This window comes from Acidovorax sp. ACV01 (assembly GCF_014851495.1).
GTDB lineage: Bacteria > Pseudomonadota > Gammaproteobacteria > Burkholderiales > Burkholderiaceae_C > Acidovorax > Acidovorax radicis.
This window is the reverse complement of sequence record NZ_JACUZT010000014.1, coordinates 37,948-64,701: the sequence shown is the minus strand read 5'-3', so window position 1 is coordinate 64,701 and position 26,754 is coordinate 37,948. Positions and strand designations below refer to the sequence as shown.

Annotated in this window: 24 protein-coding genes; 12 read left to right on the top strand and 12 right to left on the bottom strand. The window is 66.4% G+C overall.

Translation table 11 applies throughout. From position 1 onward, the window contains the following. The first annotated feature begins 97 nt into the window (after positions 1–97). Positions 98–1,057 carry a lytic murein transglycosylase B gene (mltB, locus tag IB243_RS26360; protein WP_370540396.1) on the top strand — a complete coding sequence of 320 codons (960 nt, stop codon included), beginning with the start codon at positions 98–100 and terminating at the stop codon, positions 1,055–1,057. On the opposite strand, the gene IB243_RS26355 is transcribed toward mltB, so the two are convergent. From IB243_RS26355 to IB243_RS26315, 9 genes are all read right to left on the bottom strand, one after another. After that, positions 997–2,088, bottom strand: a complete 1,092-nt coding sequence (locus IB243_RS26355; protein WP_192430034.1) for an LLM class flavin-dependent oxidoreductase — start codon at positions 2,086–2,088, stop codon at positions 997–999. The genes mltB and IB243_RS26355 overlap by 61 nt on opposite strands. Before the next feature lie 2 nt (positions 2,089–2,090). Then, positions 2,091–3,035, bottom strand: a complete 945-nt coding sequence (locus IB243_RS26350; protein WP_192430033.1) for an ABC transporter substrate-binding protein — start codon at positions 3,033–3,035, stop codon at positions 2,091–2,093. 24 nt (positions 3,036–3,059) lie between these two features. Beyond that, a complete protein-coding gene (locus tag IB243_RS26345) occupies positions 3,060–3,995 on the bottom strand; it encodes an ABC transporter substrate-binding protein (protein WP_192430032.1) in 936 nt (311 codons plus the stop codon). Between the two features lie 162 nt (positions 3,996–4,157). Beyond that, on the bottom strand, positions 4,158–5,909 hold the full coding sequence (locus IB243_RS27375; protein ID WP_192430040.1) for an amino acid ABC transporter permease/ATP-binding protein: 1,752 nt from the start codon (positions 5,907–5,909) through the stop codon (positions 4,158–4,160). Positions 5,910–6,126: 217 nt separating this feature from the next. Further along, positions 6,127–6,705, bottom strand: a complete 579-nt coding sequence (locus IB243_RS26335; RefSeq protein WP_192430031.1) for a GNAT family N-acetyltransferase — start codon at positions 6,703–6,705, stop codon at positions 6,127–6,129. A 26-nt stretch (positions 6,706–6,731) separates the two neighbouring features. Next, positions 6,732–7,937, bottom strand: a complete 1,206-nt coding sequence (locus tag IB243_RS26330; RefSeq protein ID WP_192430030.1) for a M20 aminoacylase family protein — start codon at positions 7,935–7,937, stop codon at positions 6,732–6,734. Continuing rightward, positions 7,937–9,295 carry an LLM class flavin-dependent oxidoreductase gene (locus IB243_RS26325; RefSeq protein ID WP_192430029.1) on the bottom strand — a complete coding sequence of 453 codons (1,359 nt, stop codon included), beginning with the start codon at positions 9,293–9,295 and terminating at the stop codon, positions 7,937–7,939. Before IB243_RS26325 ends, IB243_RS26330 begins: the two co-directional genes overlap by 1 nt. A gap of 36 nt (positions 9,296–9,331) precedes the next feature. After that, positions 9,332–10,333, bottom strand: coding sequence for an LLM class flavin-dependent oxidoreductase (locus IB243_RS26320; RefSeq protein ID WP_192430028.1), 1,002 nt, complete (start codon positions 10,331–10,333; stop codon positions 9,332–9,334). A 268-nt stretch (positions 10,334–10,601) separates the two neighbouring features. Further along, a complete protein-coding gene (locus tag IB243_RS26315; RefSeq protein ID WP_192430027.1) occupies positions 10,602–11,957 on the bottom strand; it encodes a branched-chain amino acid ABC transporter substrate-binding protein in 1,356 nt (451 codons plus the stop codon). Positions 11,958–12,049: 92 nt separating this feature from the next. On the opposite strand from IB243_RS26315, the gene IB243_RS26310 reads away from it, so the two are divergent. Then, positions 12,050–12,439, top strand: coding sequence for an Hsp20/alpha crystallin family protein (locus tag IB243_RS26310; RefSeq protein WP_010460066.1), 390 nt, complete (start codon positions 12,050–12,052; stop codon positions 12,437–12,439). A 169-nt stretch (positions 12,440–12,608) separates the two neighbouring features. Here the strand turns inward: IB243_RS26310 and IB243_RS26305 are convergent, their stop codons facing one another. Continuing rightward, complete coding sequence (locus tag IB243_RS26305) at positions 12,609–13,580, bottom strand: helix-turn-helix domain-containing protein (RefSeq protein ID WP_192430026.1); 972 nt, start codon at positions 13,578–13,580, stop codon at positions 12,609–12,611. Between the two features lie 221 nt (positions 13,581–13,801). On the opposite strand from IB243_RS26305, the gene IB243_RS26300 reads away from it, so the two are divergent. The 6 genes from IB243_RS26300 to IB243_RS26275 are packed head-to-tail and all read left to right on the top strand — an operon-like array spanning position 13,802 to position 19,805. Next, positions 13,802–15,010, top strand: coding sequence for an amino acid ABC transporter substrate-binding protein (locus IB243_RS26300; protein ID WP_192430025.1), 1,209 nt, complete (start codon positions 13,802–13,804; stop codon positions 15,008–15,010). A 4-nt stretch (positions 15,011–15,014) separates the two neighbouring features. Beyond that, the gene (locus tag IB243_RS26295; protein ID WP_057270748.1) at positions 15,015–15,893 is read left to right on the top strand and encodes a branched-chain amino acid ABC transporter permease; all 879 of its coding nucleotides are present in this window, start codon (positions 15,015–15,017) and stop codon (positions 15,891–15,893) included. Next, positions 15,890–16,831 carry a branched-chain amino acid ABC transporter permease gene (locus IB243_RS26290; protein WP_192430024.1) on the top strand — a complete coding sequence of 314 codons (942 nt, stop codon included), beginning with the start codon at positions 15,890–15,892 and terminating at the stop codon, positions 16,829–16,831. The genes IB243_RS26295 and IB243_RS26290 overlap by 4 nt, the downstream gene beginning before the upstream one ends. Continuing rightward, positions 16,824–17,588: an ABC transporter ATP-binding protein gene (locus IB243_RS26285; RefSeq protein ID WP_192430023.1), complete on the top strand. Its 765-nt coding sequence runs from the start codon at positions 16,824–16,826 to the stop codon at positions 17,586–17,588. Before IB243_RS26290 ends, IB243_RS26285 begins: the two co-directional genes overlap by 8 nt. Beyond that, positions 17,585–18,295 carry an ABC transporter ATP-binding protein gene (locus IB243_RS26280; protein ID WP_192430022.1) on the top strand — a complete coding sequence of 237 codons (711 nt, stop codon included), beginning with the start codon at positions 17,585–17,587 and terminating at the stop codon, positions 18,293–18,295. The genes IB243_RS26285 and IB243_RS26280 overlap by 4 nt, the downstream gene beginning before the upstream one ends. Before the next feature lie 58 nt (positions 18,296–18,353). Beyond that, entirely contained in the window at positions 18,354–19,805 is a 1,452-nt protein-coding gene (locus IB243_RS26275; RefSeq protein WP_192430021.1) for an aldehyde dehydrogenase, read from the top strand. A 72-nt stretch (positions 19,806–19,877) separates the two neighbouring features. On the opposite strand, the gene tsaD is transcribed toward IB243_RS26275, so the two are convergent. After that, on the bottom strand, positions 19,878–20,924 hold the full coding sequence (gene tsaD, locus IB243_RS26270; RefSeq protein ID WP_010460046.1) for a tRNA (adenosine(37)-N6)-threonylcarbamoyltransferase complex transferase subunit TsaD: 1,047 nt from the start codon (positions 20,922–20,924) through the stop codon (positions 19,878–19,880). Between the two features lie 106 nt (positions 20,925–21,030). Beyond that, positions 21,031–22,197, bottom strand: a complete 1,167-nt coding sequence (locus IB243_RS26265; protein WP_192430020.1) for a branched-chain amino acid ABC transporter substrate-binding protein — start codon at positions 22,195–22,197, stop codon at positions 21,031–21,033. A gap of 206 nt (positions 22,198–22,403) precedes the next feature. On the opposite strand from IB243_RS26265, the gene IB243_RS26260 reads away from it, so the two are divergent. The 4 genes from IB243_RS26260 (at position 22,404) to IB243_RS26245 (ending at position 26,703) form a co-directional block, all read left to right on the top strand. After that, on the top strand, positions 22,404–23,030 hold the full coding sequence (locus IB243_RS26260) for an ANTAR domain-containing response regulator (protein ID WP_029413446.1): 627 nt from the start codon (positions 22,404–22,406) through the stop codon (positions 23,028–23,030). A 587-nt stretch (positions 23,031–23,617) separates the two neighbouring features. Then, the gene (locus tag IB243_RS26255) at positions 23,618–24,862 is read left to right on the top strand and encodes a CmpA/NrtA family ABC transporter substrate-binding protein (protein WP_010460041.1); all 1,245 of its coding nucleotides are present in this window, start codon (positions 23,618–23,620) and stop codon (positions 24,860–24,862) included. A gap of 36 nt (positions 24,863–24,898) precedes the next feature. Further along, entirely contained in the window at positions 24,899–25,873 is a 975-nt protein-coding gene (gene ntrB, locus IB243_RS26250) for a nitrate ABC transporter permease (RefSeq protein WP_192430019.1), read from the top strand. Next, positions 25,870–26,703 (top strand): ABC transporter ATP-binding protein, encoded by an 834-nt coding sequence (locus IB243_RS26245; protein ID WP_192430018.1) that lies wholly within the window; start codon positions 25,870–25,872, stop codon positions 26,701–26,703. The genes ntrB and IB243_RS26245 overlap by 4 nt, the downstream gene beginning before the upstream one ends. The last annotated feature ends 51 nt before the right edge of the window (positions 26,704–26,754 follow it).

Below are 26,754 nucleotides of genomic sequence, written 5' to 3'. Positions count from 1 at the left end.
CACGGTTGCTATATTTTTAATAGCATTTTGCACAATACCAGTAAGCGCAAGCCCCCAAAAACCCTCTAAAACCGCCACCACAAAGCAAAAACCAGCGGTGCTCTACGCATCGCGCACCGAGGCGCTGCAGTTTGCCGACGATCTGGCCGCACGCCGCGACCTGGACCGCGAGTGGGTGCGCCAGGCCATTGGACAGGCGCACTTCCTGCCACAGGTCCCACGGCTCATGCTGCCGCCGCCCAAAGGCACAGCCAAGAACTGGCGGGTGTACCGCAGCCGCTTCATCGACCCCATCCGCATCCGCGCCGGCCAGCGGTTTTGGCAGGAGAACCAGGCGACGCTGGAGCGGGCTGAGCGCGAGTACGGCGTGCCCGCCGAGATCATCGTCGGCATCATCGGCGTAGAGACCATCTACGGGCAGCAGATGGGCACCTTCCGTGTGATGGACGCGCTGGTCACGCTGGCGTTTGATTTCCCGTCAGCCCATCCGCGCGCCAAAGAGCGCACCGAATTTTTCCGCCGCGAGCTGGAGCAGTTCCTGAGCCTCACCAACCGCAGCAACACCGACCCGTTCGAGCCCCGCGGCAGCTATGCCGGCGCCATGGGCCTGGGCCAGTTCATGCCGTCGAGCTGGGTGCGCTATGCCATCGACTTCGATGGCGACGGCCGTGTGGACCTGTTCAAGAGCCCGGCCGACGCCATCGGCTCGGTCGCCAACTACTTTCGCGGCCACGGGTGGACGCCGGGCATGCCCACGCACTTCGGCGTGCAGTTCGACACCGCGCGCCTGCAGCTCGATGACCTGATGGCGCCTGACATCCTGCCCACCTTCAGCGTGGCCAGCATGCAGGCCAAGGGCGCGGTGCTGGACGCCGCGGGCGTGCAGCACACGGGGCCACTCGCCATGATCGAACTGCAAAATGGCGGCGATCCCGCGAGCTACGTGGCAGGCACCGAGAACTTCTACGCCATCACGCGCTACAACTGGTCGAGCTACTACGCGATGGCCGTGATCGAGCTGGGTCGCGAAGTGTCGGCCGCACGCGCCGGACAGTGACTGCCGAGGGCCCCGGGCCCTGCATCAGCCGGTGACCAGCCGAGTTCCGGTGCGATGTACCGCGCGGTGTCGCTCAGGATCTGCGCATAGTCTTCGACGCTGAAGTCGTACGGCAGCTCCAGCCGTAGCGCCTGCACCTGCGGCACGATGGGGTCCTGGCGCAGGCTCTCCAGAATCTCGTCCGACGTGCCGACCAGGTCGCGCGCGAACAGCGTGCGGCGATCGCCTTGCGGCCCCAAAGTGCGCGGCACTCTGAGCGCAGCCCAGGCACGGTAGCGGGCACGCGTGGCGGCGTCGGCACTATCGAGCGGCACGATGACCCTGCCCAGCGCCACGCGCGGCGCATACGGCGCCGACCAGTTCGCATGGAACAAATTCAGCTGACTGCGCTGCGCCGCAAAGAAGTCGTCGGTCTGCTCACCGCGGTTAAGGTTGCCGATGAGCAGGTGGTAGCCCTGCGCACCCGCCCACTGCGCAGACCTCAGCGACCCGCCGCCATACCACAACCGCTCCACCAACCCTGCAGCATGCGGCTGCACCCGCGGGCGCTGGCGGCCTGCGGGCGACTCCACGAAAAAGTCGTCGTCGCCGACGAAATCACCGCGCAGATTGCTTCGCAGGCGCTCCACCCGGGCGTGCGAGAAATCGATGGCCTGCGCATCGCCGTCGAACAAACGCCCGCCCAACAGCGGCCCGTACGGCGGCGCCCCCGCACTCAGCCCCACCTGCAGGCGACCGCGCGACAGCACGTCCACCGTGGCCAGGTCCTCAGCCAGCCGAAAAGGGTTCTCATACCCCATCTGGATCACCGCCGTGCCCAGCGCGATGCGCCGCGTGCGCTGCGTGGCGGCGGCCAACAGCGTGGCCGCGGACGACACCGCCCGTTCCAGATGCCGCTGGCGCACCCACGCGCCCTGGTAGCCCAGGGCTTCCCCGTGCTCGAACAAGCGCAGGGTGTCTTCCAGCCCTTGCAGCGGGCTGTCCTCGGCATAGTTGCCAGGGGTCAGGAATGCGAGATGCGCGATGGCCATTTTCAAAACTTCGGTAGTCCTGGGGGGTTGGTTTCGGATTTGGGCAAAGCCTCCTCCAGCAGGCTCCAGCGCTGTAGCGCCTGCGTGTACTTGCCGTTCTTGATGAGCCCGTTGGTGGCCAGCGTCAGCGCATCGGCCAGGCCCGAGCCCTTGCGCGTGGTGATGGCCACGTCGGACTTGAGCGGCCAGCCCGCGTTCACCGTGCCCACGAGCTTGATCTTGCCGTCCTTGGCCGCGTGGTAGGCCTGCGGCGCGTTGGGGTTGAAGTTGGCGTCGGCCCGGCCCAACACCACGCCCAGCAGCCGCGCGGCGTCGTCGTCGAAGTACACGGGCTCCACGGGCTTGAGGCCTGCAGCGACGTTCTGCTTGTTCCACTCCAGCAGGATGCGTTCCTGGTTGGTGCCCGAGCCGGTGATGACCTTGAGCCCGGCAATGTCCTTGGGCTCCTTGATGGAGGTGATCTTGCTGTCGGCCCGCACATAAAAGCCGTGCAGCCCCAGGCGGTAGGTGGAGAAGTCGTACTTCTCTTTGCGTAGCTCCGTCACGCCCACGTTGGAGATCACCGCGTCGTACTTGCCCGACGTGAGCCCGAGCGGCCAGTCGGCCCAGGCAATCGGCAGCAATTCGAGCTTGAGCCCCAGCGCGTCGGCAATCAGCTGCGCATAGTCCGGATCGAACCCCACCACGGTCTTGGCGTCGCTGGCATAGGTGGCGATGGGCGGCGCAAACGGCGCAATGGCCACGGTGAAGACGCCCTCCTTCACGAACTTGAAATTCTTCGGAATGGCCTGCACGGCCGCTGCGTCTTTCTCGGCACGGATGCGGCCCTTTTGCTCGGGGCTGAAGTCGAACGCGGTGGCAGCACCGGCCACGGTCCACGCGCAGGACAACGCGCACGCCGAGGCCAGGGCCACCAGGCTGCGGCGCGATAAGGAATGGAGAGTCATGATTAGTCCTTGAACGCCGCAGGCTTACTTCTTGGGCAGGCCGGGAGGGTTGGTGCGCGAGACCTGGATTGCCTCGGACTGCAGGTTCCAGCGCTCCAGGGCCTTGGCGTAGTTGCCGTTCTTGATCTGCGCATTCAGCGCCGTGGTGATCGCGTCGGCAATGCCCGAGCCCTTGCGCGAGGTCACGGCAATCTCGGCCGCCTGCGGCCATCCGCCCGAGAAGGTGCCTACCAGTTTCGTCTTGCCATCGCGCGCGTTGTGCGCGGCGATGCCGTTGGGGGCCAGGTACGCATCGGCACGGCCCGAGGCCAGCGCCAGGTACAGCACCACATCGTCGTCGTAGTACTGGATGTCCACGGGTTTGAGGCCCGCGGCGATGTTCTGCTGGTTCCAGCGCAGCAGAATCTGCTCCTGGTTGGTGCTCGCGCCCACAACGATCTTGAGGCCCGCCACATCCTTGGGTTCCTTCACCGACGTGATCTTGCTGTCGGCCTTCACGTACACACCCAGCTGGTCATTGCGGTAGGTCGAGAAGTCGAACTTCTCCTTGCGCTCCTCGGTCACGGTGACGTTGGAGATCACCACATCGAACTTGCCCGACTGCAGGCCCAGCGGCCAGTCGGCCCAGGCCACCGACACCAGCTCCAGCTTGCGCCCCAGGCTGTCAGCCACCAGCTGCGCGATGTCCGGCGCGTTGCCCACGGGCGTCTTGTTGTCGGTGGCGTAGGCGCCGAATGGCAGGCGGCCGGTGGTGGTGCCCACGGTGAGCACGCCGTCCTTGGCGAACTTGAAATCCTTGGCAACGAGCTTGATCGCCTCGTCCACCTTCTGCGAGCGGGGGCGCGTGGGCTGCTCGGGGCTCAGGTCGATGGCCTGCGCAGCAGCGTGGATGGGCGCCAGTGCGGCGATGGAGGCAGCGGCCAGTGCCAGGGCTGCGAGGGTTCGGTTCACAAGGGTCATGGATCGGCTCCGGGGATGAAATGGATGGTTCAAGAAAACAGAAACAGGAAGAACGAAATCGCGCAGATCAGAGCGGCGCCCATGCCGCAGCCCGGCCTGGGCTACAGGCCGGTTGGCCCAGAAAGGCCGCTGCGGGTGAGGGAATGTGAGGCGGCCGACTGCTCAGAGCACCTTGGCCAGGAACTCCGCCGTGCGGGGGTGGTCGGGCTGGCTGAAGACCTTGGCGGGTGTGCCGGTCTCCAGCACGCGGCCCTGCTCCATGAAGACGACGGTGTCGGCCACCTCGCGGGCAAAGCCGATCTCGTGCGTCACGATGATGAGCGTGGTGCCGGTGCGCGCCAGTTCCTTGATCACGTCGAGCACCTCGCCCACCAGCTCGGGGTCCAGCGCAGAGGTGGGCTCGTCGAAGAGCAGCACCTTGGGCTTGAGCGCCAGGGCCCGTGCGATGGCCACGCGCTGCTGCTGCCCGCCGGAGAGCTGCCGTGGATAGCTGTGCGCCTTGTCGGACAGGCCCACGCGCGCCAACAGCTCCAGCGCCAGGGCTTCGGCCTCGGCACGCGGCAGCTTGCGCACGGTGACCGGGGCTTCGACGATGTTCTCCAGCACCGTGAGGTGCGGGAACAGGTTGAAGTTCTGGAACACCATGCCCACGTCCACCCGGCGTTGGAGGATGTCCTTCTCACCCAGCTCGTACAGGGTGTCGGCGTCCTGGCGGTAGCCGATCAGCTCGCCATCGATGGCGATAAAGCCATCGTCCACGCGCTCCAGGTGGTTGATGGTGCGCAGCAAGGTCGACTTGCCCGAGCCCGACTGGCCCAGGATCACCGTGACGCTGCCGGGCGGCACCGTCAGCGTCACATCCTTGAGCACGCGCAGGGCGCCGTAGCTCTTGGACACGCCGTGGATGGTGACCTCGCCACCGCGGTTGCGCTCGCCCGTCCAGCGCGGCACGGTGGCGACGGCGGGCGTGGGCGCTGCTGCCGGTGCGGCCACGGCCGTATCAGCTTGAGTAGCCACGCGCCGCGCAGACCACAGGCGCTGCGCAATGCCGCTGAAGATCGATGGCGGCGGGCTGCGCAGCGCGCCCTTGGAAAAATGGCGCTCGATGTAGTACTGCAGCAGCGACAGCACCGTAAGGATCACCAGGTACCACACCGTGGCCACCATCAGCAACGGGATCACCTCCAGGTTGCGGCGGTAGATGATCTGGATGGTGTAGAACAGCTCGGGCAGGGCCAGGATGTACACATTGGACGTGCCCTTGGCTAGGCCGATGATGTCGTTGAAGCCCGCGGGCAGGATGGACCGCATGGCCTGCGGCAGCACGATGCGAAACGCCTGGCGGCGGCGCGGCAGGCCCAGGGCAGCAGCGGCTTCCAGCTGCCCCTGGTCCACCGACAGGATGCCACCACGCACGATCTCCGATGCGAAGGCGGCCTGGTTCAGCGTGAGGCCGATCAGCGCCGCCACGAACGGGCTGATGAGCTGCGTGGTGGGGTATGAGAAGAACGTCCAGCCGGTGAAAGGCACGCCCAGGCTCACGGTCTCGTACAGGTAGCCCAGGTTGTTGATGATGAGCAGCAGCACGATGACCGGGATGGACCGGAAGATCCAGATGAAGGTCCACGACAGCCCCGCCAGCAGCGGCGAGCGCGACACGCGGGCCAGCGCCAGCGCCGTGCCCAGCGTGAATCCGAACAGCGCCCCCAGTGCGGTCAGCAGCAGCGTGCGGCCCAGGCCCACCAGCACAGGCTCCGAGAAGAAATACTCGCCGAAGATGCTCCAGCCCCAGCGCGAGTTGGTGAACACCGAATACAGCACCAGCGCGATGACCACGGCGGCAAACACCGTGCCGGCCGCCCGTGCCCGGTAGCGCGCAGGCACGACTTTGTAGTGTGAATAGTCGCCCTTCATCGGGGCGGGCGATGGGGTGGCGGCCGGCGCACTGGGCGCATGGCCGCTGGCCGCAGGCGGCGCGGCAGGGGTGGGCCCCAGCGGCAAACCGGCAGCGGCGTCCAGGGTGGTGGAGGTGGACATGGTGATCGGGTCTCGCGGGCTGTCTGGATTTCGTAGGGATAGTGAAGATGGCGGTGACGGCAGTAACGGGCCTGGCAGGTGTCCGTGTGGCCAATCAGGCTGCTTGCGCCAGGACGGCAGCAGGGCCAACTCCCAGAAGGTGCGGTGCAACGGTCACCGTCGTCGCGGGGTTCAGGCCGTCCGCGGCGCGCAACGTCTTCTCGAACGGCAGATGGCGGTACGTCTCGTGCGGCAGCGTGGTGTCGAACAGCGCCGTATACCCATGGCCCAGGTACAGCCCCACGGCCTCGGGCTGGCGAAAGCCGGTGGTGAGGTACAGCCGCGCATAGCCTTGGCGCAGCGCCTGCGATTCGAGCTCCAGCAGCACCTTGGCGGCGAGGCCCTGGCGGCGGTGGGCTGAATGCGTCCACACGCGCTTGAGCTCCGCCGTGTGCGCGTCGCTGTGGCGCTTGAAGGCGCCGCCGCCAATGGCCTGCCCGCCGCGCAGCAGCAGCACAAAGCTGCCGCCGTGTTCCGGCGTGAACAGCTCGGGCGGGTACTTCTCCATCTCGCGCTGCCCGCCTTCGCGGTCGTAGAACTCGCCGTAGCGCGACTCGTACTCGTGCGACAGCTCGTCGATGAGCGGGCGGGCCAGGGGATCGGCAGGCGAGGTGTAGATGAAGCTGTCACTCATGGAAAGGCTTTCTCGTGAAAGGGGTCTCAGGCCAGAAACCGCTCGGCCAGCCGCACCCAGTACGTGGCCGAGGGCGCCAGGATGGCGTCGTTGAAGTCGTAGTACGGGCTGTGCAGCGATGCCCCATCGCCATTGCCCACGAACACGTAGCTGCCCGGGCGCTTGAGCAGCATGAACGCGAAGTCCTCGCTGGCCGTGCGCGGGCGAAACCCGGCGTCCACGCGGGCTGCGCCAAAGGTGTCGATGGCCACACTGCGTGCCAGCTCCGTCTCAGCCTCATGGTTCAGCACGGCCGGGTAGCCGGGCCGGTACAACACATCGGCCGTGGCACCAAAGCTCTCGGCCTGCGCGCGGGCGATGGCTGGAATGCGCTCCTTGAGGACCTCGCGCACCTCGGGTTTGAAGGCGCGGGCGGTGAGCTTGAGCTCAACGCTCTCGGGCACCACATTGGGCGCGTTGCCGCCATGGATGGAGCCCACCGTGACCACGCCCATGTCGAGTGGATCGACATTGCGCGATACCACCGTCTGCAGCGCGGTAATGATGTGGGCACTGGCCACCACCGGGTCCACCGTCTCGTGCGGCGCGGCGCCGTGGCCGCCCTTGCCGCGCACGGTGATGGTGATCTGGTCCACCGAGGCCATGGCAGGCCCGGTCACGCAGCCGAAGTGCCCCGCGCCCACGCAGGGCCAGTTGTGCAGGCCGAACACCGCGTCGCACGGAAAGCGCTCGAACAGGCCCTCGCCGATCATGCGGTTGGCGCCGCCGCCGTTTTCCTCGGCGGGCTGAAAGATGAGGTTTAGCGTGCCGTCGAATCGGCCCGACTCAGCCAGGAAACGTGCGGCCGCCAACAGCACCGTGGTGTGCCCGTCGTGCCCGCAGGCGTGCATCACCCCGGCATTGCGGCTGGCATAGGGCAGGCCCGTGGCCTCGGTGATGGGCAGTGCATCCATGTCGGCACGGATGCCCAGGGTCTTGGTACCCTGCCCCCGGCGCAGCGTGCCTACCAGGCCGGTGCCCGCGATGCCGGTGGTTACTTCGTAGCCCCAGGACGCGAGGCGCTCGGCCACAATGGCCGAGGTGCGGTGCTCCTGGAACGACAGCTCGGGGTGCTGGTGCAGGTCCCGGCGCAATGCCTGGAACTCGTGGATGAAAGCGGCAATGCCCTCTTCCACACTTTTCACCCGCTGCACGTCGTGTGCGGAAGCTGCGGCCGGCAATGCTGCGCCCATCACGCCACCTTCTTCTCTGGCGCCGTGGCGGCATCCACATCGGCCTGCGCATACCGGCTGGCCTTGCGCGGCAGTCCCAGGTGGTCGCGCAGGGTGTGGCCCGGCAACGTGCGCTGGTAGCGGCCGCGCGCCTCCAGCGCCGGGATCACATGGGCGATGAAGTCATCAAGCCCCTGCGACAGCACGGGGAAGCCCAGGATGAAGCCATCGGCCGCGCCCTCGTCCACCCAGCGGATGATCTCGTCGGCCACACGCTCGCCGGTGCCGACGAACTGCGAGCGCGGCGTGGCGGCCTCCAGCGCCACCTGGCGCAGCGTCAGGCCGCGCGCCTTGGCATCGGCCTTGATGCGGTCGGTGGTGGAGCGAAAGCTGTTGCGGCCGATCTCGCCCAGCTCCGGGAAGGGCTCATCGAGCGGGTACTGGCTGAAGTCGTGGTGGTCGAAGTAGCGGCCCAGGTAGGCCAGCGCTTCATCGACGGTGAGCAGCTCGCGGATGGCCTGGTACTTGGCGTCCGCCTCTTCCTGCGTGGCGCCCACGACGGGCCCGATGCCGGGGAAGATCTTCACATCGTCGGCCTGGCGGCCATGCACCACGGCGCTGGCCTTGACCTTGCGCAGAAAGCTGCGCGTCTCTTCCACCGACGGCGAGTGGGTGAACACCGCATCGGCGTACTTGCCCGCCAGGCCAATGCCCGCGTCCGATGAACCCGCCTGAAAGATCACCGGCTGCCCCTGCGGCGACCGGCCGATGTTGAGCGGACCCGCCACCTGGAAGAAGCGGCCCTTGTGGTCCAGCGTGTGCAGCTTGGCGGGGTCGAAGAACTGGCCCGTGGCGCGGTTGCGCACCACGGCGTCTTCATCCCAGCTGTCCCACAGGCCTTGCGTCACCTGCAGGTATTCGTCGGCGATCTCATAGCGCAGCGCATGGTCGGGGTGGTTGCGGCTGTAGTTGCTGGCCGTGCCCTCCAGCGGTGTGGTCACCACGTTCCAGCCGGCGCGGCCCTTGCTGATGAGGTCCAGCGACGCGAACTGCCGCGCCACCGTGAATGGCTCGCTGTACGAGGTGGAGATGGTGCCCGCCAGACCGATCTTCGACGTCGCCACGGCCAACGCCGACAAGATGGAGATGGGCTCGAACCGGTTCAGAAAGTGCGGGATGGACTTCGCATTGATGAACAGCCCGTCGGCCACAAAGGCGAAGGCGATGCCGTTGGCCTCGGCCTTCCGCGTGGTCTCGATGTAGAACTCGAGGTTGACGCTCGCGTCCGCGGGGCCTGCGGGGTGCTTCCACGAATTCATGTGGCCGCCTGCGCCATGCAGCATGACGCCGAATCGGATGGGTTGTGGGTTGTTGCTCATAGTTTCTGTTCCTGGGAAAAGGGGGCGGCCAGCGGGTCAGGCCTCGGTGGTGGCGTAGGCGCCGGCCAGCAGCTCGACCGAGGCCAGGCGCTCGGCAAAGCCTGTGACGGGTGTGTCGACCACGAACTCTTCGATGCCGTAGCGCTCGCTGAGCGCATCGAGCTGCTCGCGCACATGCTCGGGCGAGCCGGAGATCACGTGGGGCCGGGTTTCTTCAAGCCGGTAGTCCGCCACGCCGGCCTGGCGCGCAAACTCCGCAGCGGCCTGGGCGCTGGGCAGGTTCACGCTCTGCCCGGTGGACAAATGCAGCTTGAAGACGCGCAATGCGCCCACCAGGCTGTCGGCCTGCGCTTGCGTAGGGGCCACTAACGCATAGAGCGCCAGCGAAGGGGCCCGGCCAGCGGCTTCGCGGTACACGCGCACCGTGCGTTCGATGTTGACGGGGTCGCCATTGAAATGGCCTGCGTATGTGAAGTGCCAGCCATGCCGCGCCGCCAGCGCCGCGCTGTCGGGGCTGCCGCCGAGCAGATGGCGCTCGGGCAGGCTGGGCGGCGCGGGGTAGGCCACAGCGCCCGCCAGCGCGTGGTCCGGGTCCAGCGTTCCGTGCAGGAAGGCGTCCAGCTCCGCAAAGCGCGCGCTGAAGTCGGATGGCCTGGATTTGTCGTGCAGCGCCTGCAGCGCCCGGGTGGACAGCGGCAGGCCGCCGGGCGCCTTGCCTACGCCCAGGTCCACGCGGCCTGGGGCCAGGGATGCGAGCACCTTGAACGCCTCGGCCACCTTGAACGGGCTGTAGTGCTGCAGCATCACGCCGCCAGAGCCGATGCGAATGCGCGAGGTACGCGCCAGCAGGTGGGCCACCAGCACTTCGGGCGCCGAGCCGGCCAGGCCCGGGTTGCCATGGTGCTCGGCCACCCAAAAGCGGCGGTAGCCCAACTGCTCGGCGCGCTGGGCCAGCGCTACGGTGCGCTGCAGCGCCTCGGCCGCCGTGGCCCCTTCGGGGATGGGACTTTTGTCGAGCAGGGAGAGGGCGTAGGACACGGTGGAGGCAGCGATTCGCGCATGGGTGATCAATGCGACAAATTCTGTGGCCCGACGGCCTCCACCGGTTGCGCTAACTTTTCATATCGATATGCGGCGCGCGCTGCGCGAGGCAGCACCGCACACACTCGCAAGGCTCTGCACCTCCCTCTGACGCGCGCTCCGCGCATGAGCACGCGCCCCGCCAGAGCCACCGTGGAACTGGCTTTGCCAGGCCACGGATGGCGTCCCCCTGCGGGGGAAGGCGCCGAAGGCGACTCAGGGGGGTTTAGAACCTCGTCATGGTGCAGCTGTGCGGCTGCTGCGCCTTGGCGGCGGAGATCTGCCGCACCACGCGAAAGCCGTAGCCCGAGCCTTCCACGTCGAACTTCACGCCCGGTGCGCCCTTCTTGTCCATCACGCCCACCACCAGCGCCTGCTGGAACTGGTGGTCCGCCGCGCGCATGCTGCCGCCCTGGCCCGAGAGCTGCACGTTGGCGCTCTCCATCTGCCGCGCCACGGCCACGGCGTCGGTGCTGCCCGCGCGTTCGATGGACTGGGCCAGCGCCTCGACCATGAGCTGCATGCGCATGTGCACATAGTCATCCTGCGGCTTGGGAAAGCGCGTGCGGAACGACTGGTAGAACGCCTCGCTCTGCGCGCCCGGCACGTTGGGCAGCCAGTCGGCCACAGCCACCACCTTGCCGATGCCCGCGTCGCCGATGGCGGCAGGCGCACCCAGCGCGTTTCCGTAGAAGGTGTAGAAGCTGCCTTCGTAGCCCACCTCGCGCGCGGCCTTGACCAGCAGCGTGAGGTCGTTGCCCCAGTTGCCGGTGACCACAGCCTGCGCGCCGCTGGTCTTGATCTTCACCGCATAGGGCGCGAAGTCCTTCACGCGGCCGATGGGGTGCAGCTCGTCGCCCACCACGGCCACATCGGGGCGCTGGGCGGCCAGCTGCTTCTTCGCCTCGCGCAGCACGGCCTGGCCGAAGCTGTAGTCCTGGCCGATGAGGTACACGCTCTTGATGGCCTTGTCTTCGCGCATCACTTCCATGAGCGCGGCCATGCGCATGTCGGCATGGGCGTCAAAGCGAAAGTGCCAGAAACTGCACTTTTCGTTGGTGAGGATCGGGTCCACCGCCGAGTAGTTGAGGAAGATCACGCGCTTGTTCGGCTCGCGCTCGTTGTGCTTGTTGATGGCTTCGATCAGCACCGCCGCAGTGGCCGACGAATTGCCCTGCAGGATGACCTGCGCGCCATCGTCGATGGCCGCCCGCAATGCCGACAAGGCTTCTTCGTTCTGGCCCTTGCTGTCGTAGCGCTCCAGGCTCAGCAAGCGAGGCCCACCCGCGCTGGCCGGCAGCTGCACGCCGCCACGCGCGTTCACGCGTTCCATGGCCCAGTAGACGTTGCGATACACAGCCTCGCCCGTGTTGGCAAAGGCCCCCGACAGGCTTTCGATGAGGGCCACCTTGACCGGTTTGGCCTGCGTCTGAGCTGTGCCTGCAGCGACGCCTGGCGCGCCCTGGGCATGGCTGGCAGACAAAGGCATCAGAGCGCACACCAGCGCTGTGGCGGCCGCCAAAACCGGTTGACGTAATGCCGCTGTGGCTGTTTTCAAGCCCACGGAACGCAATTTATTCATGCCATTTTTCCCTTGAAAAGCAACCCGGCCGTACACAACTCCTTGGCATGCGGCGACCACGTCGAGAGCCGCGCAGTTTATAGGAGTTACCCATGATCTTCGCCCCCGTGATCCGCCGTGCCGCTTACGCCCAATCCCCCCGTTCTGCAGACCTCGCGCTGCAGCGTTTTCTGATGGGCGCACTGGCCGCACCTGCTGCTGCCACCTCTGCCGGCTGCACCGTGACCCAGGACGAAAAGACCACCACCTTGCAGCTGGATGTACCCGGCCTCGCCCGCGAGCAGCTGTCCATCAGCATCGAAGGCAACCAGGTTCGCCTGCAAAGCGTAGAAGGCGCGCCCCGCCAAGTGCAACGCGCCTGGGAGCTGGCTACCGACATTGACGCAGCCAACAGCTCTGCCAAGCTCGAAAACGGCGTGCTGACCCTGACGCTGGCCCGCCTGGAGCCCGTGAGCCGGGCCACGTCGCTGAGCATTCAGTAAACGGCTGAGCTTGTTGCACAGTTGCCCGCCCGCTCAGGGGCGGGCAGCCAGCCGCCAGCACGACTGCTATTGATTCAATAGCTGGAAGCGCCCTTACCGCAAGCGGTAGGGGCGTTTTTTCTTATGAAACGACCTGCCGACAGGCCTGCGCAGCGGCCCGGGCACGCGCTCAGTGTGGCAGTGCCGGAACCCGGGCCCGCACACGGTAGTCGCTGGGGCTGCAGCCCACATGGGTGCGGAACACGCGGCTGAAATGCGCGCTGTTCGAAAAGCCCCAGGACAGCGCAATGTCCGTCACCGACCGCTGCGCCTGCGCGCTGCTGCGCAGGTCGCGCAGGCAGGCCTCCAGCCGCCGCCGCTGGATCATGGCGGCCAGCGTTTCCTCGTCGTCGGCCACTGCGTTGTACAGGTGCCGCTTGCTGCAGTTGAGCGCCTGTGCCATGCGGTCGATGGTGAGTTCGGGGTCGCCCAGGTGCCGGTCGATGAACTGGCCGATGCGGTCACGCAGGGCCTCGCGCTGCGACACGGCGCTGTGCTGGCCGTTTCGCTCCAGCAGCGACAGCTGCACCAGGTGCGTGATCACGTCGGCCACGCCGTCGGCAGCGGCATCGGACATGCTGGGCAGTTCGATGAACGCCGCGCGCATGGTGTCCCACGCCAGGCGCGACACGCCCGTGGTGCCGGAAAACCGCTGCACCATCAGGTCATCGAGCTTGAGCTTGCGCTCGGGCAGTTGCTCCTTGGGGATCATCAGCACCATCTGGCGCACGGCCTCGGGGTTGCTCACGGCGTAGGCGCGCGTGGTGTCGTACACGCTCCATTCGCCGGGCGACAGCCACACCTGGCGGCCGTTCTGCTCGAAGCAGGCGCGCCCTTCGAGCTGCGCCACCACCTTGATGTAGGCCCGGTCGCTGCTGCGGATGAGGCTGGGGGTGCGCACCACGCGGTGGCGGCTCACGTCGAGCTGGCACAGGTTGACGTAGCCCACCTGGCCCGACGTGATGTGGCCCGCGAAGGCTTCGTCGCCAAACGCATCGGATTCCAGCCCGCCAATGAGGCGCCATACCGCGTCGCCCCACAGGTGCAGGCGGTCGCGCGGTGGCACGGTGTCGGTCGATACCTCGGTCAGAGGGTGGGCCATGGGTGTCTCCAGTCGTCATGCAGACGGTGCTGCCTGTCTCAGCGGGATTATCGGCCGCGCCGCTATTCCTGCGGCGGGGGCGGAAATCCGGGTAAACCCCCTGCGCCGTGCACGCTGGGACAAGGCTTTTGTGCACGCTCAGCGCAGCGTGCCAGGCGGCGTCTTCCTACGATCCGGGTACGGCCTGCGCTGCGCGGGCCTCCCATCCGAGGAGACACACCATGACAACGCACCAGCCTTTTCAACCCTCCAAACGCCAGTGGATCAAGGGGGCCGCCGCCACTGTGGGCGCGCTGGCCGTAGCGCCGCAGTTGCTGGCGCAGTCCGGCCCCGTGCGCATCGGTTACGCCATCGCCCGCACAGGCCCCTGGGCCGCGGGCGCACAGGTCAGCCAGGAGCCCAACTACCTGCTCTGGGCCGAGCAGGTGAACGCGGCGGGCGGCCTCAACATCAAGGGCGCGAAGCGCCCCATCGAACTCATCGGCTACGACGACCGCAGCGAGACCGAGACCTGCGTGCGCACCTTCGAAAAGCTCATGGGCAGCGACAAGGTGGACCTGATCCTGCCGCCCTGGGGCTCGGGCGCCAACTTCGCCATTGCGCCGCTGGCCAACCGCTTCGGCTACCCGCTGCTGGCGCCCACAGCGCTGTCGCGCAAGCTGATCGACATGAACCTGCCCTACTTCTTCTCGCTGCTGCAGCAGCCCGACAAGATGATGGGTGCGCTGGTGGACATGCTGGTGGCCAACGGGGTGAAATCGGTGGCCATCGTCTACATGGACGACCTGTTCGGCCTGGAAAACTTTGCCGCGCTGAACAGCGCGCTCAAGAAGACCAGCATCCAGGTGGTGGAGCGCAAGAGCTACCCCCTGGGCGTGAAAGACCTGGCGCCCGTGCTGCGCGGCATCAAGGACCTGAACCCCGACGCCTTCATCGGCATCACCTACCCGCCCGACACCATCCTGGCCAGCCGCCAGGCGCGCGAGGTGGGGCTGAACCCCAAGTTCTTCTACGCTTCGGTGGGCACAGCCTTTCAGCTGTACAAGAACGTGATGCAGGCCAACACCGAGGGCGTGATCGGCATGGGTTCGTGGAGCGTGAAGACCAGCCCCGAGGCCAAGGCCTACTTCGACGCCCACGTGAAGAAGTTCAACAAGGAGCCCGACCGCTGGGCCAGTGGCCATGCATGGGCGGGCCTGCAGATATTGCAACAGGCCGTGGAGAAGGTGGGGTTGGACCGCAAGGCGCTGCGCGAGCACATCGCCAAGAACGAGTTCAAGACCATCCTGGGCGGCATCCGCTTTGCAGGCAGCGAGAACGCCTCCATCCCGGGCACCGTGAGCCAGTGGCAGGGCAGCGACTTCGAAGTGGTGTGGCCCAAGGACCGTGCCACGGCGCAGCTGAACACCGCAAAACCAGCCTGGAAATAACACAGTGTCTTTGACCTCCTGGGCCGAACTGGTCGCCAGTGGCCTCATTACCGGCGGCATCTATGCGCTGGTGGCCATGGGCCTGAATCTGCAGTACGGGCTGATGCGCATCATGAACATCTCGCATGGCGAGTTTCTGATGCTCGGCGCCTTCCTCACCTGGTGGGCGCACACTGCCTGGGGCTGGTCGCCGTTGCTGCTGATGCCCATCGCCTTCATCGCGCTGTTCGTGCTAGGCGTGGCGGTGCATGCGCTGTGCTTCAAGCGCCTGGCGGCGCGCGCACCCAACGTGGACGTGTTCGAGGCGCGCAGCCTGATGGTGGGCTTTGGCCTGATGTTCCTGGTGCAGAACACCGCGCTCTTGATCTGGGGTGGCGACCTGCGCGGCTACGAGTACCTGGCCGACCCGGTGCAGGTGGCGGGCATGCGCTTCACCGAGAACAAGCTGGTGCTGTTCGGCGTGGCGCTGGCGCTGTCGGCCGCGCTGATCGCGCTGCTCAAGCTCACGCTGCTGGGCAAGGCCGTGCGGGCGCTGATGCAGTCGCCCACGGGGGCGCAACTGGTGGGCATCAACACCCGGCGGCTGCACCCGATGATGTTCGGCATTGGCCTGGGGCTGTCGGGCGTGGCAGGGGCGCTGCTGTCGATGACCTACGAGATCTCGCCGTCGATGGGCGAGCCGTACACCGTGACGGCGCTGATCGTGATCACGCTGGGCGGCTTCGGCAGCCTGGCGGGCAGCCTGGCTGGGGGCCTGCTGCTGGGTGTGGTCGAAGCCCTGGGCATGCACTTCAGCAGCCCGTCTCTCAAGATGCTGCTGAGCTATGCGGTGTTTATCGGCGTGCTGATCTGGCGCCCCAACGGCCTCTTTTCCAAGAAATGAAATCCTTCCATTCCAACAAGCCTTGGCTCGCGCTCGCGGCGGGCACGGCCGTGGTCGGCACCCTGCCCTGGCTGGTATCCGAATTCGCGGCCTCGGTGCTGCTCAGCTGCCTGATGTACATCGCGCTGGCCACCAGCTGGTCGCTGTTCTGCGGCGCCACGCGCTACCTGTCGCTGGCCACCTCGGCCTTCTTCGGCATCGGCGCGTACGCCAGCGCCACGCTGCTGGGCACGCTGCCCTGGCCGCTGGTGATCGTGGCGGGAGCACTGATCGCCGCTGCGGTGGCCGTGGTCATGGGGGCGGCGGTGCTGCACCTGCGCGGCACCTACTTCGCGGTGCTGACCTTCGGCATGACGGAGCTGATCCGCCACGCGGTGACCTTTGTCGAGAAGCAGGTCTCGGGCACCGTGGGCCGCGTGCTCACGGTGGTGCCCAGCAACGAGACGGTGTACCTCACGGTGCTGCTGATCGCCTCAGGCGCCATCGCCACCGCGATTGCCGTCAAGCGCAGCCGCTTCGGCCTGGCGCTCTCGGGCATTGGCGCCGACGAGCAGCGCGCCCAGACCCTGGGCGTGGACACGCGCCTTGCCAAGATCGCGGGCTTCGGCATCACCGCCGCGTTCGCGGGGGCCGTGGGCGCGGCCATGGCCGTGCGCTGGACCTACATCGAGCCCGCCGCCGTGTTCAGCCCCTTCATCGGCTTCCAGACGGTGCTGATCGCGCTGATCGGCGGTGCGGCCAGCATCGGCGGGCCGGTGCTGGCGGCCATCGTGTTCAGCCTGCTGGCAGAAACGCTGCGTCTGCAGCTGCCCTATGGCTACATGATGGTTCTCGGCCTGCTGCTGATTTTGTGCGTGATGTACCTGCCCAATGGCCTGGCCACGCTGTGGCAGCGCAAGCGGACTGCCACAGCGCAGCAGGAGGCGGCCCATGGCTGAGACCCTGCTGACCATCGACGCCGTGACGGTGCGCTTTGGCGGCCTGACCGCCGTGGACGGCGTGAGCGCCACGCTGCAGGCGGGTGAACTCATCGGCATCATCGGCCCCAACGGCGCAGGCAAGACCACCTTCTTCAACGCCATCTCGGGCGTGCAGCCGCCCACCTCGGGCACGTTGCACTGCGGAGGCGACGACCTTACCGGCAAGGGGCCGCACCACTATGCGGCCCACGGCATTGCGCGCACCTTTCAGACGCCACGCGTGTTTGCCGACATGACGGTGCGCGACAACGTGCGCTTCGGCATGCAGTTCGCGGGGCGCCACCGCCAGGGGCCCGTGGGACTGCGCAATGAGGACGAGATCCTGACCATGCTGGGCCTGTCGGCCCTGGCCGACAGGCCCGCCGCCGACGTAACGCCTTCGCAGCAGCGCCTGCTGGAGATCGGCATGGCCTTGGGCACGCGCCCGCGCCTGTTGCTGCTCGACGAGGTGGCCGCCGGCCTGACCGAGGCCGAGGTGGACGCCATGGCCCAGCGCATACGTCGCCTGCGCGACGACTGGGGGCTGACCGTGGTGTGGATCGAGCATGCGGTGACCACCCTGCTCAAGTACGTGGAGCGCGTCCTGGTGCTGCACCAGGGCCGCAAGATCGCCGACGGCACGCCCGCCGAGGTGGTGCGCAACAAGGAGGTCATCGAGGCCTACCTGGGCGATGAGATGGGCACACAGGCAACACCTGAAGGAGCCACTGCATGAGCGGCGCACACCTCACGGTACAGGGCCTGACCACGGGCTACAACGGCTTTCAGGTGCTGCAGGACCTGTCGCTCGAAGCCCAGCCCGGCATCACGGTGATCGTCGGCCCCAACGGCGCCGGCAAGACCACGCTGCTCAAGGCGCTGGCCGGCCTGCTGCCGCGCCAGGGCACGGTGCTGCTCGACGGCCTGGCCGTGCCCGCGATGAATGCGACGGCCTGCGTGCAGCGCGGCCTGGCTCTGGTGGCCGAGGGCCGCCAGCTGTTCCCGCAGATGACGGTGACCGAGAACCTGGAGCTGGGCGGCTGGCTGGTGCCTGCGCGCGTGCGGGCGGTGCGGCTGGCCCAGGCGTTCGAGGACTTCCCGCGCCTCAAGGAACGCGCCCAGCAACTGGCCGGCACCATGAGCGGCGGCGAGCAGCAGATGGTGGCCGTGGCCCGCGCCATGATGAGCGGCCCGCGCCTGTTGATGCTGGACGAGCCCTCGCTGGGGCTGGCACCGCGCATGGTGGACGAACTGCTCGCCATCGTGCAGCGCATCGCGGCCCAGGGCGTCACCGTGCTCATGGTCGAGCAGAACGTGCGCAAGGCGCTGCAGGTGGCGCAGCGCGGCTATGTGCTGGAGCGCGGGCGCATCGTGGCCTCGGGCGATGCCGCCACGCTGCTGCAGTCCGACGCCGTGCGCCAGGCCTACCTGGGCGTTGCCTGAACGTCCCGCACCCCATCCCCATCCGACTTTTCCTTCCTATTCATCCAGGAGACATTCCATGACTGCCATTTCCATGCTGATCAACGGCGAGCGCGTGCAGGCCACAGGCGGCGCCACCTTCGAGCGCCGCAACCCGCTCGACGGGTCCGTGGCCACCACGGCCCCGGCCGCCACGGTGGCCGATGCCAAGGCCGCCGCCGACGCCGCCGCCAAGGCCTTCCCGGCCTGGTCGGCCCTGGGGCCCAATGCGCGCCGTGCGCTGCTGCTCAAGGCCGCGCATGCGCTCGAAGCCAAGGGCGAGGCCTTTGCCACCGCCATGGCCGCCGAGACCGGTGCCTCGGGCCTGTGGGCCGGCTTCAACGTGCACCTGGCCGCCGGCCTGCTGCAGGAGGCCGCCGCCCTGACCACGCAGATCGCCGGCGAGGTGATCCCGTCCGACGTGCCCGGCAGCCTGGCCATGGGCGTGCGCCAGGCCGCGGGCGTGGTGCTGGGCATCGCACCGTGGAACGCGCCCATCATCCTCGGAGTGCGCGCCATCGCCACGCCGCTGGCCTGCGGCAACACGGTGATCCTCAAGGGATCGGAACTGAGCCCCGCCACGCACGGCCTGATCATCGAGGCGCTGCAGGAGGCCGGCCTGCCGCCTGGCGTGGTGAATTTCGTGACCAATGCGCCGGCCGACGCCGGTGCGGTCGTCGAGGCCATCGTGGCCCACCCGGCCGTGCGCCGCGTGAACTTCACGGGCTCCACCAAGGTCGGCCGCATCATCGCGCAGACGTGTGCCAAGTACCTCAAGCCCGTGGTGCTGGAGCTGGGCGGCAAGGCCCCGCTGCTGGTGCTGGACGATGCGGACTTGGATGCCGCCGTGGCGGGCACCGTGTTCGGATCGTTCGCCAACTCGGGGCAGATCTGCATGTCAACCGAACGCATCATCGTGGACAGCGCCGTGGCCGACGAGTTCGTGACCAAGCTCGGCGAGCGCGCCAAGGCACTGCCCCTGGGCGACCCGCGCAAGGGCCCGGTGGTGCTGGGGTCGGTGGTGGACATGGCCACGGTGCACCGCTGCAATGCGCTCATCGACGATGCGCTGGCCAAGGGCGCCACGCTGGTGTGCGGCGGCAAGAGCGAGAACACGCTGATGGCCGCCACCATCCTCGACCACGTGACGGCCGAGATGGACATCTACCGCGAGGAGTCGTTTGGCCCGGTCAAGCCCGTGGTGCGGGTGAACGGCGTGGAGGATGCGATTGCCTGCGCCAACGACAACGAGTTCGGGCTGTCATCCGCTGTGTTCAGCCGTGATGTGGCCAAGGCGTGGAATGTGGCGGCGCGCATTGAGTCGGGGATCTGTCACGTCAACGGGCCGACGGTGCATGACGAGGGGCAGATGCCGTTCGGGGGGGTGAAGAGTTCGGGGTACGGGCGGTTTGGGGGGATGGCGGGGGTGCGGGAGTTTACGGAGCTGCGATGGATTACGGTGCAGACGACGGCGCGGCACTATCCGTTCTGATTTTTTGGTAGTTCTTTTGGGCTCTGGCGCTTATTCATCAAGCGCTGGAGGCCATTTCTAATCACAATCCAGTCACCCAGCAACCGTAATCGCATCCAACGGCCACCGTGGCTTCACATCAAACGCATAGTTGCTGCTGGCCTCCTGCTGCCCCGCCTGCAACCGCATTGCCGCCGCCATGGCAATCATCGCGCCGTTGTCCGTGCACAGGTGCAGCTCCGGGTAATGCACCCGCACCTTGGCGGCGGCACAGGCGGCATTCAGCTGCGCCCGCAAGTGCCGATTGGCCCCCACGCCACCCGCCACCACCACCCGCTTCAAGCCCGTCTGCTTCAACGCCGTCAGCGTCTTCTTCACCAGCACATCCACAATCGCCGCCTCGGTGCTGGCGGCCAGGTCGGCCTTGCGCACTTGCAGCTCGTCACCCAGCTTTTTGGCCTGCGTCAGCACCGCCGTCTTCAGCCCGGCAAAAGAGAAATCTAGGTTGCCGCTGTGCAGCAGCGGGCGCGGCAGCTTGAAGGCCGCCGGGTCGCCCTGTTCGGCCAGGCGTGAGAGCGCTGGCCCGCCGGGGTAGCCCAGGCCCATGAGCTTGGCGGACTTGTCAAACGCTTCACCGGCGGCATCGTCGATGGTTTCGCCCAGGATCTCGTAGCGGCCCACGCCATCCACCCGCATCAACTGGGTGTGCCCGCCAGAGACCAGCAGGGCCACGAAGGGGAACTCGGGCGGGTCGGCGCTCAGGAAGGGCGACAGCAAATGCCCCTCAAGGTGGTGCACGCCCAGCACCGGCTTGTCCAGCGCCGCCCCCAGCGCGCAGGCCACCCCCGCGCCCACCAGGAGTGCACCAGCCAGGCCTGGGCCACGCGTGTAGGCCACGACATCCACATCCGCCAGCGTCTGGCCGGACTCGGTGAGCACCTGCGTGGCCAGCGGCAGCACCCGGCGGATGTGGTCGCGGCTGGCCAGCTCGGGCACCACGCCACCGTAGGCCTGGTGCATCTCGATCTGGCTGTGCAACGCATGCGCCAGCAATGTGGGCACGGCATGGCCCGTCGAACGGACCAGTGCCACGCCCGTTTCGTCGCACGAAGATTCAATACCGAGTATCAGCAAGCTCATGCCCCGAGTGTAAAACCCGGCCTCGCGCAGGGCCTGATGCAAAAACCCCTGCTGGCGCTGGCCAGCAGGGGTTGTTCAAAGCCATGCCGCCTGAAGAACCGGCCGGCTACCAGCGGTCCGAACGCATGCGCAGCTCCCAGCTGCCGCTACGCAGTTCGTACACGCCCACGGCGCCGTAACGCTGTTCGCCCTTTTCGTCCCAGCTCATGGTGCCGATCACGGGGGCATAGCCGTTGATGCCGTGCATGGCCTTGGTGATCTCTTTGGGGTCGGCAGACTTGGCCTTTTGGATGGCTGCGGTCAGCACGTAGGTGCTGTCGTAGCTGTAGTGGCCGCCATAGGCGGGCGGCTTCTTGTAGGCCTCGATGTACTTTTCAAGGAAGGGCTTGCCGGTGGTGAACTCTTTGGCTTCGAGCACGGGCGACGTTGCATACAGCCCCTCGACAATGCCGGCGCCCTTGGCCATGTCGGTGGTCTTGATGGTGTCGCCGCCCAGCAGGCTGACCTTGGTGTGGCCCACCTTGCGCAGCGACTCCAGCAGTGCCAGGGCCTGGAAGTCGTTGAGGGTGGAGACGATCACCTCCACCTTGGCGGCCTTCAGTTCGCCCGCGAGTTCGTCGAATGCCGTGGTCTTGTCGTCAAACGACTTGCGCACCACCACCTCTTTCTTCTCGGCCTTGAGCTGCGCAGCGGCCCCGTCGGCCAGACCCTTGCCATAGGGCGTGCCATCGTCCAGCGCGGCGTAGCGGGCGGCGCCCAGCTGCGTCGCAGCAAACGAGCCGATGGCGCGTGCCTGCAGGGTGTCGTTGGCTACCATGCGGAACGTGGTGGGAAAACCCAGCTGGGTGAACTTGGGATTGGTCGAGATGGCGATCTGGGGGATGTCCTTGGCCGCATAGATCGGCGCGGTCTCGATGCTCACCCCTGAATTCAGATGCCCAATCACGGCCACCACGCCCGAGTCCACCAGCTGCTGTGCCACGGTCTTGCCGGTGGCGGCATCGGCCTTGTCATCCACCGACACCACCTCCAGCGTCACGCGTTTGCCGTCCACGCTGTAGCCGCCCTTGTTGAGCTCTGCCACGGCCAGGTTCACCCCGTTGAGCAAATCCTGCCCCAGCGCGCCCAGCGGGCCGCTCAACGGCTGGGCCACACCGATCTTGATGGTGTCGGGCACCTTGCTGCAACCTGTCAACACCAGCAGCGCGGATACCGCCACGGTGGTCAGGGCCAAGCCGGCAGAGATATGCCGCCGGTCAATGTGCTTGTTCATGCAAATCCTCTTGAATAGGTCAATGTGAGCAGATGTATATGCGACGCAGCCGGGGAGGTGCTATCGGGTATGCCCTGCCCATCGCCAAACTATTAGCAAGTTTCAGGCCCCGCAAGGTGAAAAAGCCTGCCCTGGGCGAAGAACCCTTGGCATGCACCGCTTCGATGCACCAATTTATGGCGTAAAAATTGCTTATGCTCCAGGGTATGAACGAGTCTTTGCGCATCGTGGTGGTTGCCCCGGATCTGGCGGTCGCCGACCCCGCCGACGAGCATGCCGTGCTGCAGGCGGATCGGTCGCGGGCGCTGCGCATCGGGCTGCTGGAAAACAATTTCAACCTGGTGGCCACGCTGCCCGCTGACGTTTTTCTGAGCGAGCGCATCGCCCAGTTGCAGCCCGACCTCATCATCGTGGACGCCGAAAGCGAAGCCCGCGACGCCCTCGAACACGTCGTGATGGCCACGCGCAATGAACGCCGCCCCATCGTGATGTTCACCAACGATGAAGACACCTCGCATGTCAAGGATGCGGTGGCGGCGGGCGTGTCGGCCTACATCGTGGCGGGCCTGGCCCCCCAGCGCATCCGCCCCATCCTGGACGTGGCCATGGCGCGCTTTCAGCATGAACAAGCCCTGCGCGCCGAGCTGGCCGATGCCAAGACCGAGCTCAAGGACCGCAAGACCATCGACCGCGCCAAGGGCCTGCTCATGCAGCGCCAGGGCCTCAGCGAACAGGCCGCCTACGAAAAGCTGCGCAAGACCGCCATGGACAAGGGCCTCAAGCTGGTGGACGTGGCCCAGCGCATGCTCGATGTGATGGACTTGCTGGGCTGAGCACCTGTTCACGATTTCCCAAGGAACCGCGTTGGTGCACCATCGGTAGATGGCGAATGCTGCGGATGCCCTGCAGGGGTCAAGACCCCGGGCGCAGGATGCAAGCCGGGACTGCCGGAGGCCGGTTTGTCACACATTGCCGCCCGTGCGGCACTGCCCAGCAGCCTCCAAGGCCCCGCGCCCACGCTCGCCTTCACGCCCTCCTGTTTCACCCGGCTGCACCCGGCCCGGATGGTGCGCCGCACAAAGGCAGTGCAACTTGTTCACCAACGTGCATGGCGGCAGTTCTGACGAACAATAGACCGCCAGCGCTTATTCATAAAGCATATTCAGCTATTTAATCCATAGCATTTTGCGCCCCGTGATGGCGCAATCCATGCTGGCACGCTGCTTGCATAACCCATGGCGAGACCAATGACGGTCCCACCACTGACAGCACTGACCCAATGGCGGGCCGGTGCTGGCTCAAAGCCCCCCAATGGGCTTTGCCATGGACAAAGGCGTCCCTCTCCGCGGCCGGTTTGCAAATGCAACCAGCCCAGGGGAGGACGCCTTTTTTGCTTTGTAACGACGCGAGGAAATGCCCCATGACCGATCTGTTGAAAACCAGTCTCAACCGCCGCACCGTGCTGCAGGCCGCTACCGTTGGCGCCGTGGGCGTGAGCCCCGCCCTGCGTGCACTGGTCCACGCCCAGGGCTCGGACGCCCCCGAGAAAAAGGAGGTCAAGATCGGCTTCATCCCACTGACCGATTGCGCCAGCGTGGTGATGGCCTCGGTGCTGGGCATCGACAAGAAATATGGCGTGACCATCATCCCCACCAAGGAAGCCTCGTGGGCCGGTGTGCGCGACAAGCTGGTGAATGGCGAGCTCGACTTTGCCCACGTGTTGTACGGCCTGGTCTACGGTGTGCACCTGGGCCTGGCTGGCCCCAAGAAGGACATGGCCGTGCTGATGAACCTGAACCAGAACGGCCAGGCCATCACGCTGTCCAAAAAGCTCGCCGACAAGGGCGCCGTCAACGGAGCGGGCCTGGCCAAGCTGATGGCCAGCGAGAAGCGCGAATACACCTTTGCGCAGACCTTCCCCACCGGCACACACGCCATGTGGCTGTACTACTGGCTGGCAGCCCATGGCATCGACCCGATGAAAGACGCCAAGGTCATCACCGTGCCGCCGCCACAGATGGTGGCCAACATGCGCGTGGGCAACATGGACGGTTTCTGCGTGGGCGAGCCCTGGAACCACCGCGCCATCATGGACGGCATCGGAGTGACCGCCACCACCACGCAAGACATCTGGAAGGACCACCCCGAAAAGGTGCTGGGCACCACGTCCGAATTCGTGCAGAAGTACCCCAACACGGCGCGCGCCGTGACAGCCGCCATCCTGGAGGCCAGCAAGTGGATCGACGAAGGCCTGGCCAACAAGAACAAGATGGCCGAGACCATTGCCGGCAAGGCCTACGTGAACACGGGTGTCGATGCCATCAACCAGCGCATCCTGGGCCGCTACCAGGACGGCATGGGCAAGACCTGGGACGACCCCAACCACATGAAATTCTTCAACGAAGGCACGGTGAACTTCCCGTACCTCACGGACGGCATGTGGTTCCTCACGCAGCACAAGCGCTGGGGCCTGATGAAGGACCACCCCGACTACCTGGGTGTCGCCAAGGCCGTGAACCGCATCGACGTCTACAAGCAGGCCGCCACGGCCTCCAAGACGCCGTTGCCCAAGACCGAGATGCGCAGCAGCAAGTTCATGGACGGCGTGGTGTGGGACGGCAAAGACCCCGCCAAGTACGCCGACAGCTTCAAGATCAAGGCGTAAGCGCCCTGCCCCGTCCACCCAGCACAGGAGAACACCATGGTCAGTGCCGTCTTTCACTCCCCGTTGGATGCAGCCCCCGTGGTTGCACAGAATGCTATGAATAATGTAGCCACCAGCGCTTCACCTGCAAGCGCCAGAAGCCAAAAACAGCCAAAACCTGCACCGCTGGCGCCCCCCGCACCAGCGGTGGCTGCTGCCGCGGCCCCAGCCGGCCGCGACTGGGCGGCGCTGTCGCGCAGCTTCTGGATGGCGGTGCTGCCGCCGCTGTGTGGCCTGGGCTTGCTGGTGGGTCTGTGGGCCGTGGTGTCAGCCACCACGGGCAACAGCATTCCCGGCCCGGTGGAAACCTGGAAGCAGGCGCTGGAAATCTTCAGCAACCCGTTCTACCGCAACGGCCCCAACGACCAGGGCGTGGGCTGGAACGTGCTGATGTCGCTCGAACGCGTGGCCGTGGGCTTTGGCATGGCGGCGCTGGTGGGCATTCCGGCCGGCTTCGTGATCGGGCGCTTCAACTTCCTGTCGCGCATGTTCAACCCGCTGATCAGCCTGCTGCGCCCCGTGTCGCCCCTGGCTTGGCTGCCCATTGGCCTGCTGGTCTTCAAAGGTGCCAACCCGGCCGCCATCTGGACCATCTTCATCTGCTCCATCTGGCCCATGATCATCAACACCGCGGTGGGCGTGCAGCGTGTGCCGCAGGACTACATGAACGTGGCCCGCGTGCTCAACCTGTCGGAGTGGAAGATTGCCACCAAGATCCTGTTCCCCGCCGTGCTGCCCTACATGCTGACCGGCGTGCGCCTGGCCGTGGGCACGGCATGGCTCGTGATCGTGGCCGCCGAAATGCTGACTGGCGGCGTGGGCATTGGCTTTTGGGTGTGGGACGAGTGGAACAACCTGAACGTCAAGAACATCATCATCGCGATCTTCGTGATCGGCATCGTCGGGCTGGTGCTGGAGTTTGCACTCATCAAGCTGGCCACTGCATTTACGTTTGAAGAGGTGAAAGCATGAACCCCACCGCAGCATCCACACATCCCTCCATGACCACCAAGTTCATCGAGATCCATGGCGTCGAGCAGACCTTCAAGACGGCAAAGGGCCTGTTCCCTGCGCTGCGCGACATCAACCTGACGATTGCCAAGGGCGAATTCGTGGCGCTGATTGGCCACTCGGGCTGCGGCAAGTCCACCCTGCTGAACCTGATCGCGGGCCTGACCACGCCCACCAACGGTGCACTGCTGTGCGCCAACAAGGAGATCAAGGGCCCGGGACCGGAGCGCGCCGTGGTGTTCCAGAACCACTCGCTGCTGCCCTGGCTCACCTGCTTCGACAACATCTACCTGGCCGTGGAGCGCGTTTTTGGCGGCAAGGAAACCAAGGCCCAGCTCAAGGCCCGCACCGATGCCGCGCTGGCGCTGGTGGGCCTCACGCCGGCTGGGCAAAAGCGCCCCGGCGAGATCTCGGGCGGCATGAAGCAGCGCGTGGGCATTGCCCGTGCGCTGAGCATGGAGCCCCAGGTGTTGCTGATGGACGAGCCCTTTGGTGCACTGGATGCATTGACCCGCGCCAAGCTGCAAGATGAACTGCTGGAGATCGTGGCACGCACCCAGAGCACCGTGGTGATGGTGACGCACGACGTGGACGAGGCCGTGCTGCTGTCCGACAAGATCGTGATGATGACCAACGGCCCCGCTGCCACGATTGGCGAGGTGCTGGCCGTCAACCTGGCCCGCCCCCGCCGCCGTGTGGAACTGGCCGAAGACCCGCAGTACGTGCACTACCGCAAGGCAGTGATCGACTTCCTCTACACCCGCCAGGGACACGTCGAAAAAGCCGCTTGAGCGGCCGGGTCGGCCGCGACCCGGACACCCAGAACAAAAGGGCTCTGACCA

What these genes read in the sequence shown, in the direction of transcription:
- tsaD (WP_010460046.1), bottom strand. Translation starts at nt 20,924, where the DNA reads ATGAGCTTGCTGATACTCGGTATTGAATCTTCGTGCGACGAAACGGGC.
- IB243_RS26245 (WP_192430018.1), top strand. Translation starts at nt 25,870, where the DNA reads ATGAACCCCACCGCAGCATCCACACATCCCTCCATGACCACCAAGTTC.
- ntrB (WP_192430019.1), top strand. Translation starts at nt 24,899, where the DNA reads ATGGTCAGTGCCGTCTTTCACTCCCCGTTGGATGCAGCCCCCGTGGTT.
- IB243_RS26315 (WP_192430027.1), bottom strand. Translation starts at nt 11,957, where the DNA reads ATGAATAAATTGCGTTCCGTGGGCTTGAAAACAGCCACAGCGGCATTA.
- IB243_RS26290 (WP_192430024.1), top strand. Translation starts at nt 15,890, where the DNA reads ATGAAATCCTTCCATTCCAACAAGCCTTGGCTCGCGCTCGCGGCGGGC.
- IB243_RS26305 (WP_192430026.1), bottom strand. Translation starts at nt 13,580, where the DNA reads ATGGCCCACCCTCTGACCGAGGTATCGACCGACACCGTGCCACCGCGC.
- IB243_RS26355 (WP_192430034.1), bottom strand. Translation starts at nt 2,088, where the DNA reads ATGGCCATCGCGCATCTCGCATTCCTGACCCCTGGCAACTATGCCGAG.
- IB243_RS26335 (WP_192430031.1), bottom strand. Translation starts at nt 6,705, where the DNA reads ATGAGTGACAGCTTCATCTACACCTCGCCTGCCGATCCCCTGGCCCGC.
- IB243_RS26255 (WP_010460041.1), top strand. Translation starts at nt 23,618, where the DNA reads ATGACCGATCTGTTGAAAACCAGTCTCAACCGCCGCACCGTGCTGCAG.
- IB243_RS26280 (WP_192430022.1), top strand. Translation starts at nt 17,585, where the DNA reads ATGAGCGGCGCACACCTCACGGTACAGGGCCTGACCACGGGCTACAAC.
- IB243_RS26325 (WP_192430029.1), bottom strand. Translation starts at nt 9,295, where the DNA reads ATGAGCAACAACCCACAACCCATCCGATTCGGCGTCATGCTGCATGGC.
- IB243_RS26300 (WP_192430025.1), top strand. Translation starts at nt 13,802, where the DNA reads ATGACAACGCACCAGCCTTTTCAACCCTCCAAACGCCAGTGGATCAAG.
- IB243_RS26275 (WP_192430021.1), top strand. Translation starts at nt 18,354, where the DNA reads ATGACTGCCATTTCCATGCTGATCAACGGCGAGCGCGTGCAGGCCACA.
- IB243_RS26260 (WP_029413446.1), top strand. Translation starts at nt 22,404, where the DNA reads ATGAACGAGTCTTTGCGCATCGTGGTGGTTGCCCCGGATCTGGCGGTC.
- IB243_RS26310 (WP_010460066.1), top strand. Translation starts at nt 12,050, where the DNA reads ATGATCTTCGCCCCCGTGATCCGCCGTGCCGCTTACGCCCAATCCCCC.
- IB243_RS26350 (WP_192430033.1), bottom strand. Translation starts at nt 3,035, where the DNA reads ATGACTCTCCATTCCTTATCGCGCCGCAGCCTGGTGGCCCTGGCCTCG.
- IB243_RS26330 (WP_192430030.1), bottom strand. Translation starts at nt 7,937, where the DNA reads ATGGGCGCAGCATTGCCGGCCGCAGCTTCCGCACACGACGTGCAGCGG.
- IB243_RS27375 (WP_192430040.1), bottom strand. Translation starts at nt 5,909, where the DNA reads ATGAAGGGCGACTATTCACACTACAAAGTCGTGCCTGCGCGCTACCGG.
- IB243_RS26265 (WP_192430020.1), bottom strand. Translation starts at nt 22,197, where the DNA reads ATGAACAAGCACATTGACCGGCGGCATATCTCTGCCGGCTTGGCCCTG.
- IB243_RS26345 (WP_192430032.1), bottom strand. Translation starts at nt 3,995, where the DNA reads ATGACCCTTGTGAACCGAACCCTCGCAGCCCTGGCACTGGCCGCTGCC.
- IB243_RS26285 (WP_192430023.1), top strand. Translation starts at nt 16,824, where the DNA reads ATGGCTGAGACCCTGCTGACCATCGACGCCGTGACGGTGCGCTTTGGC.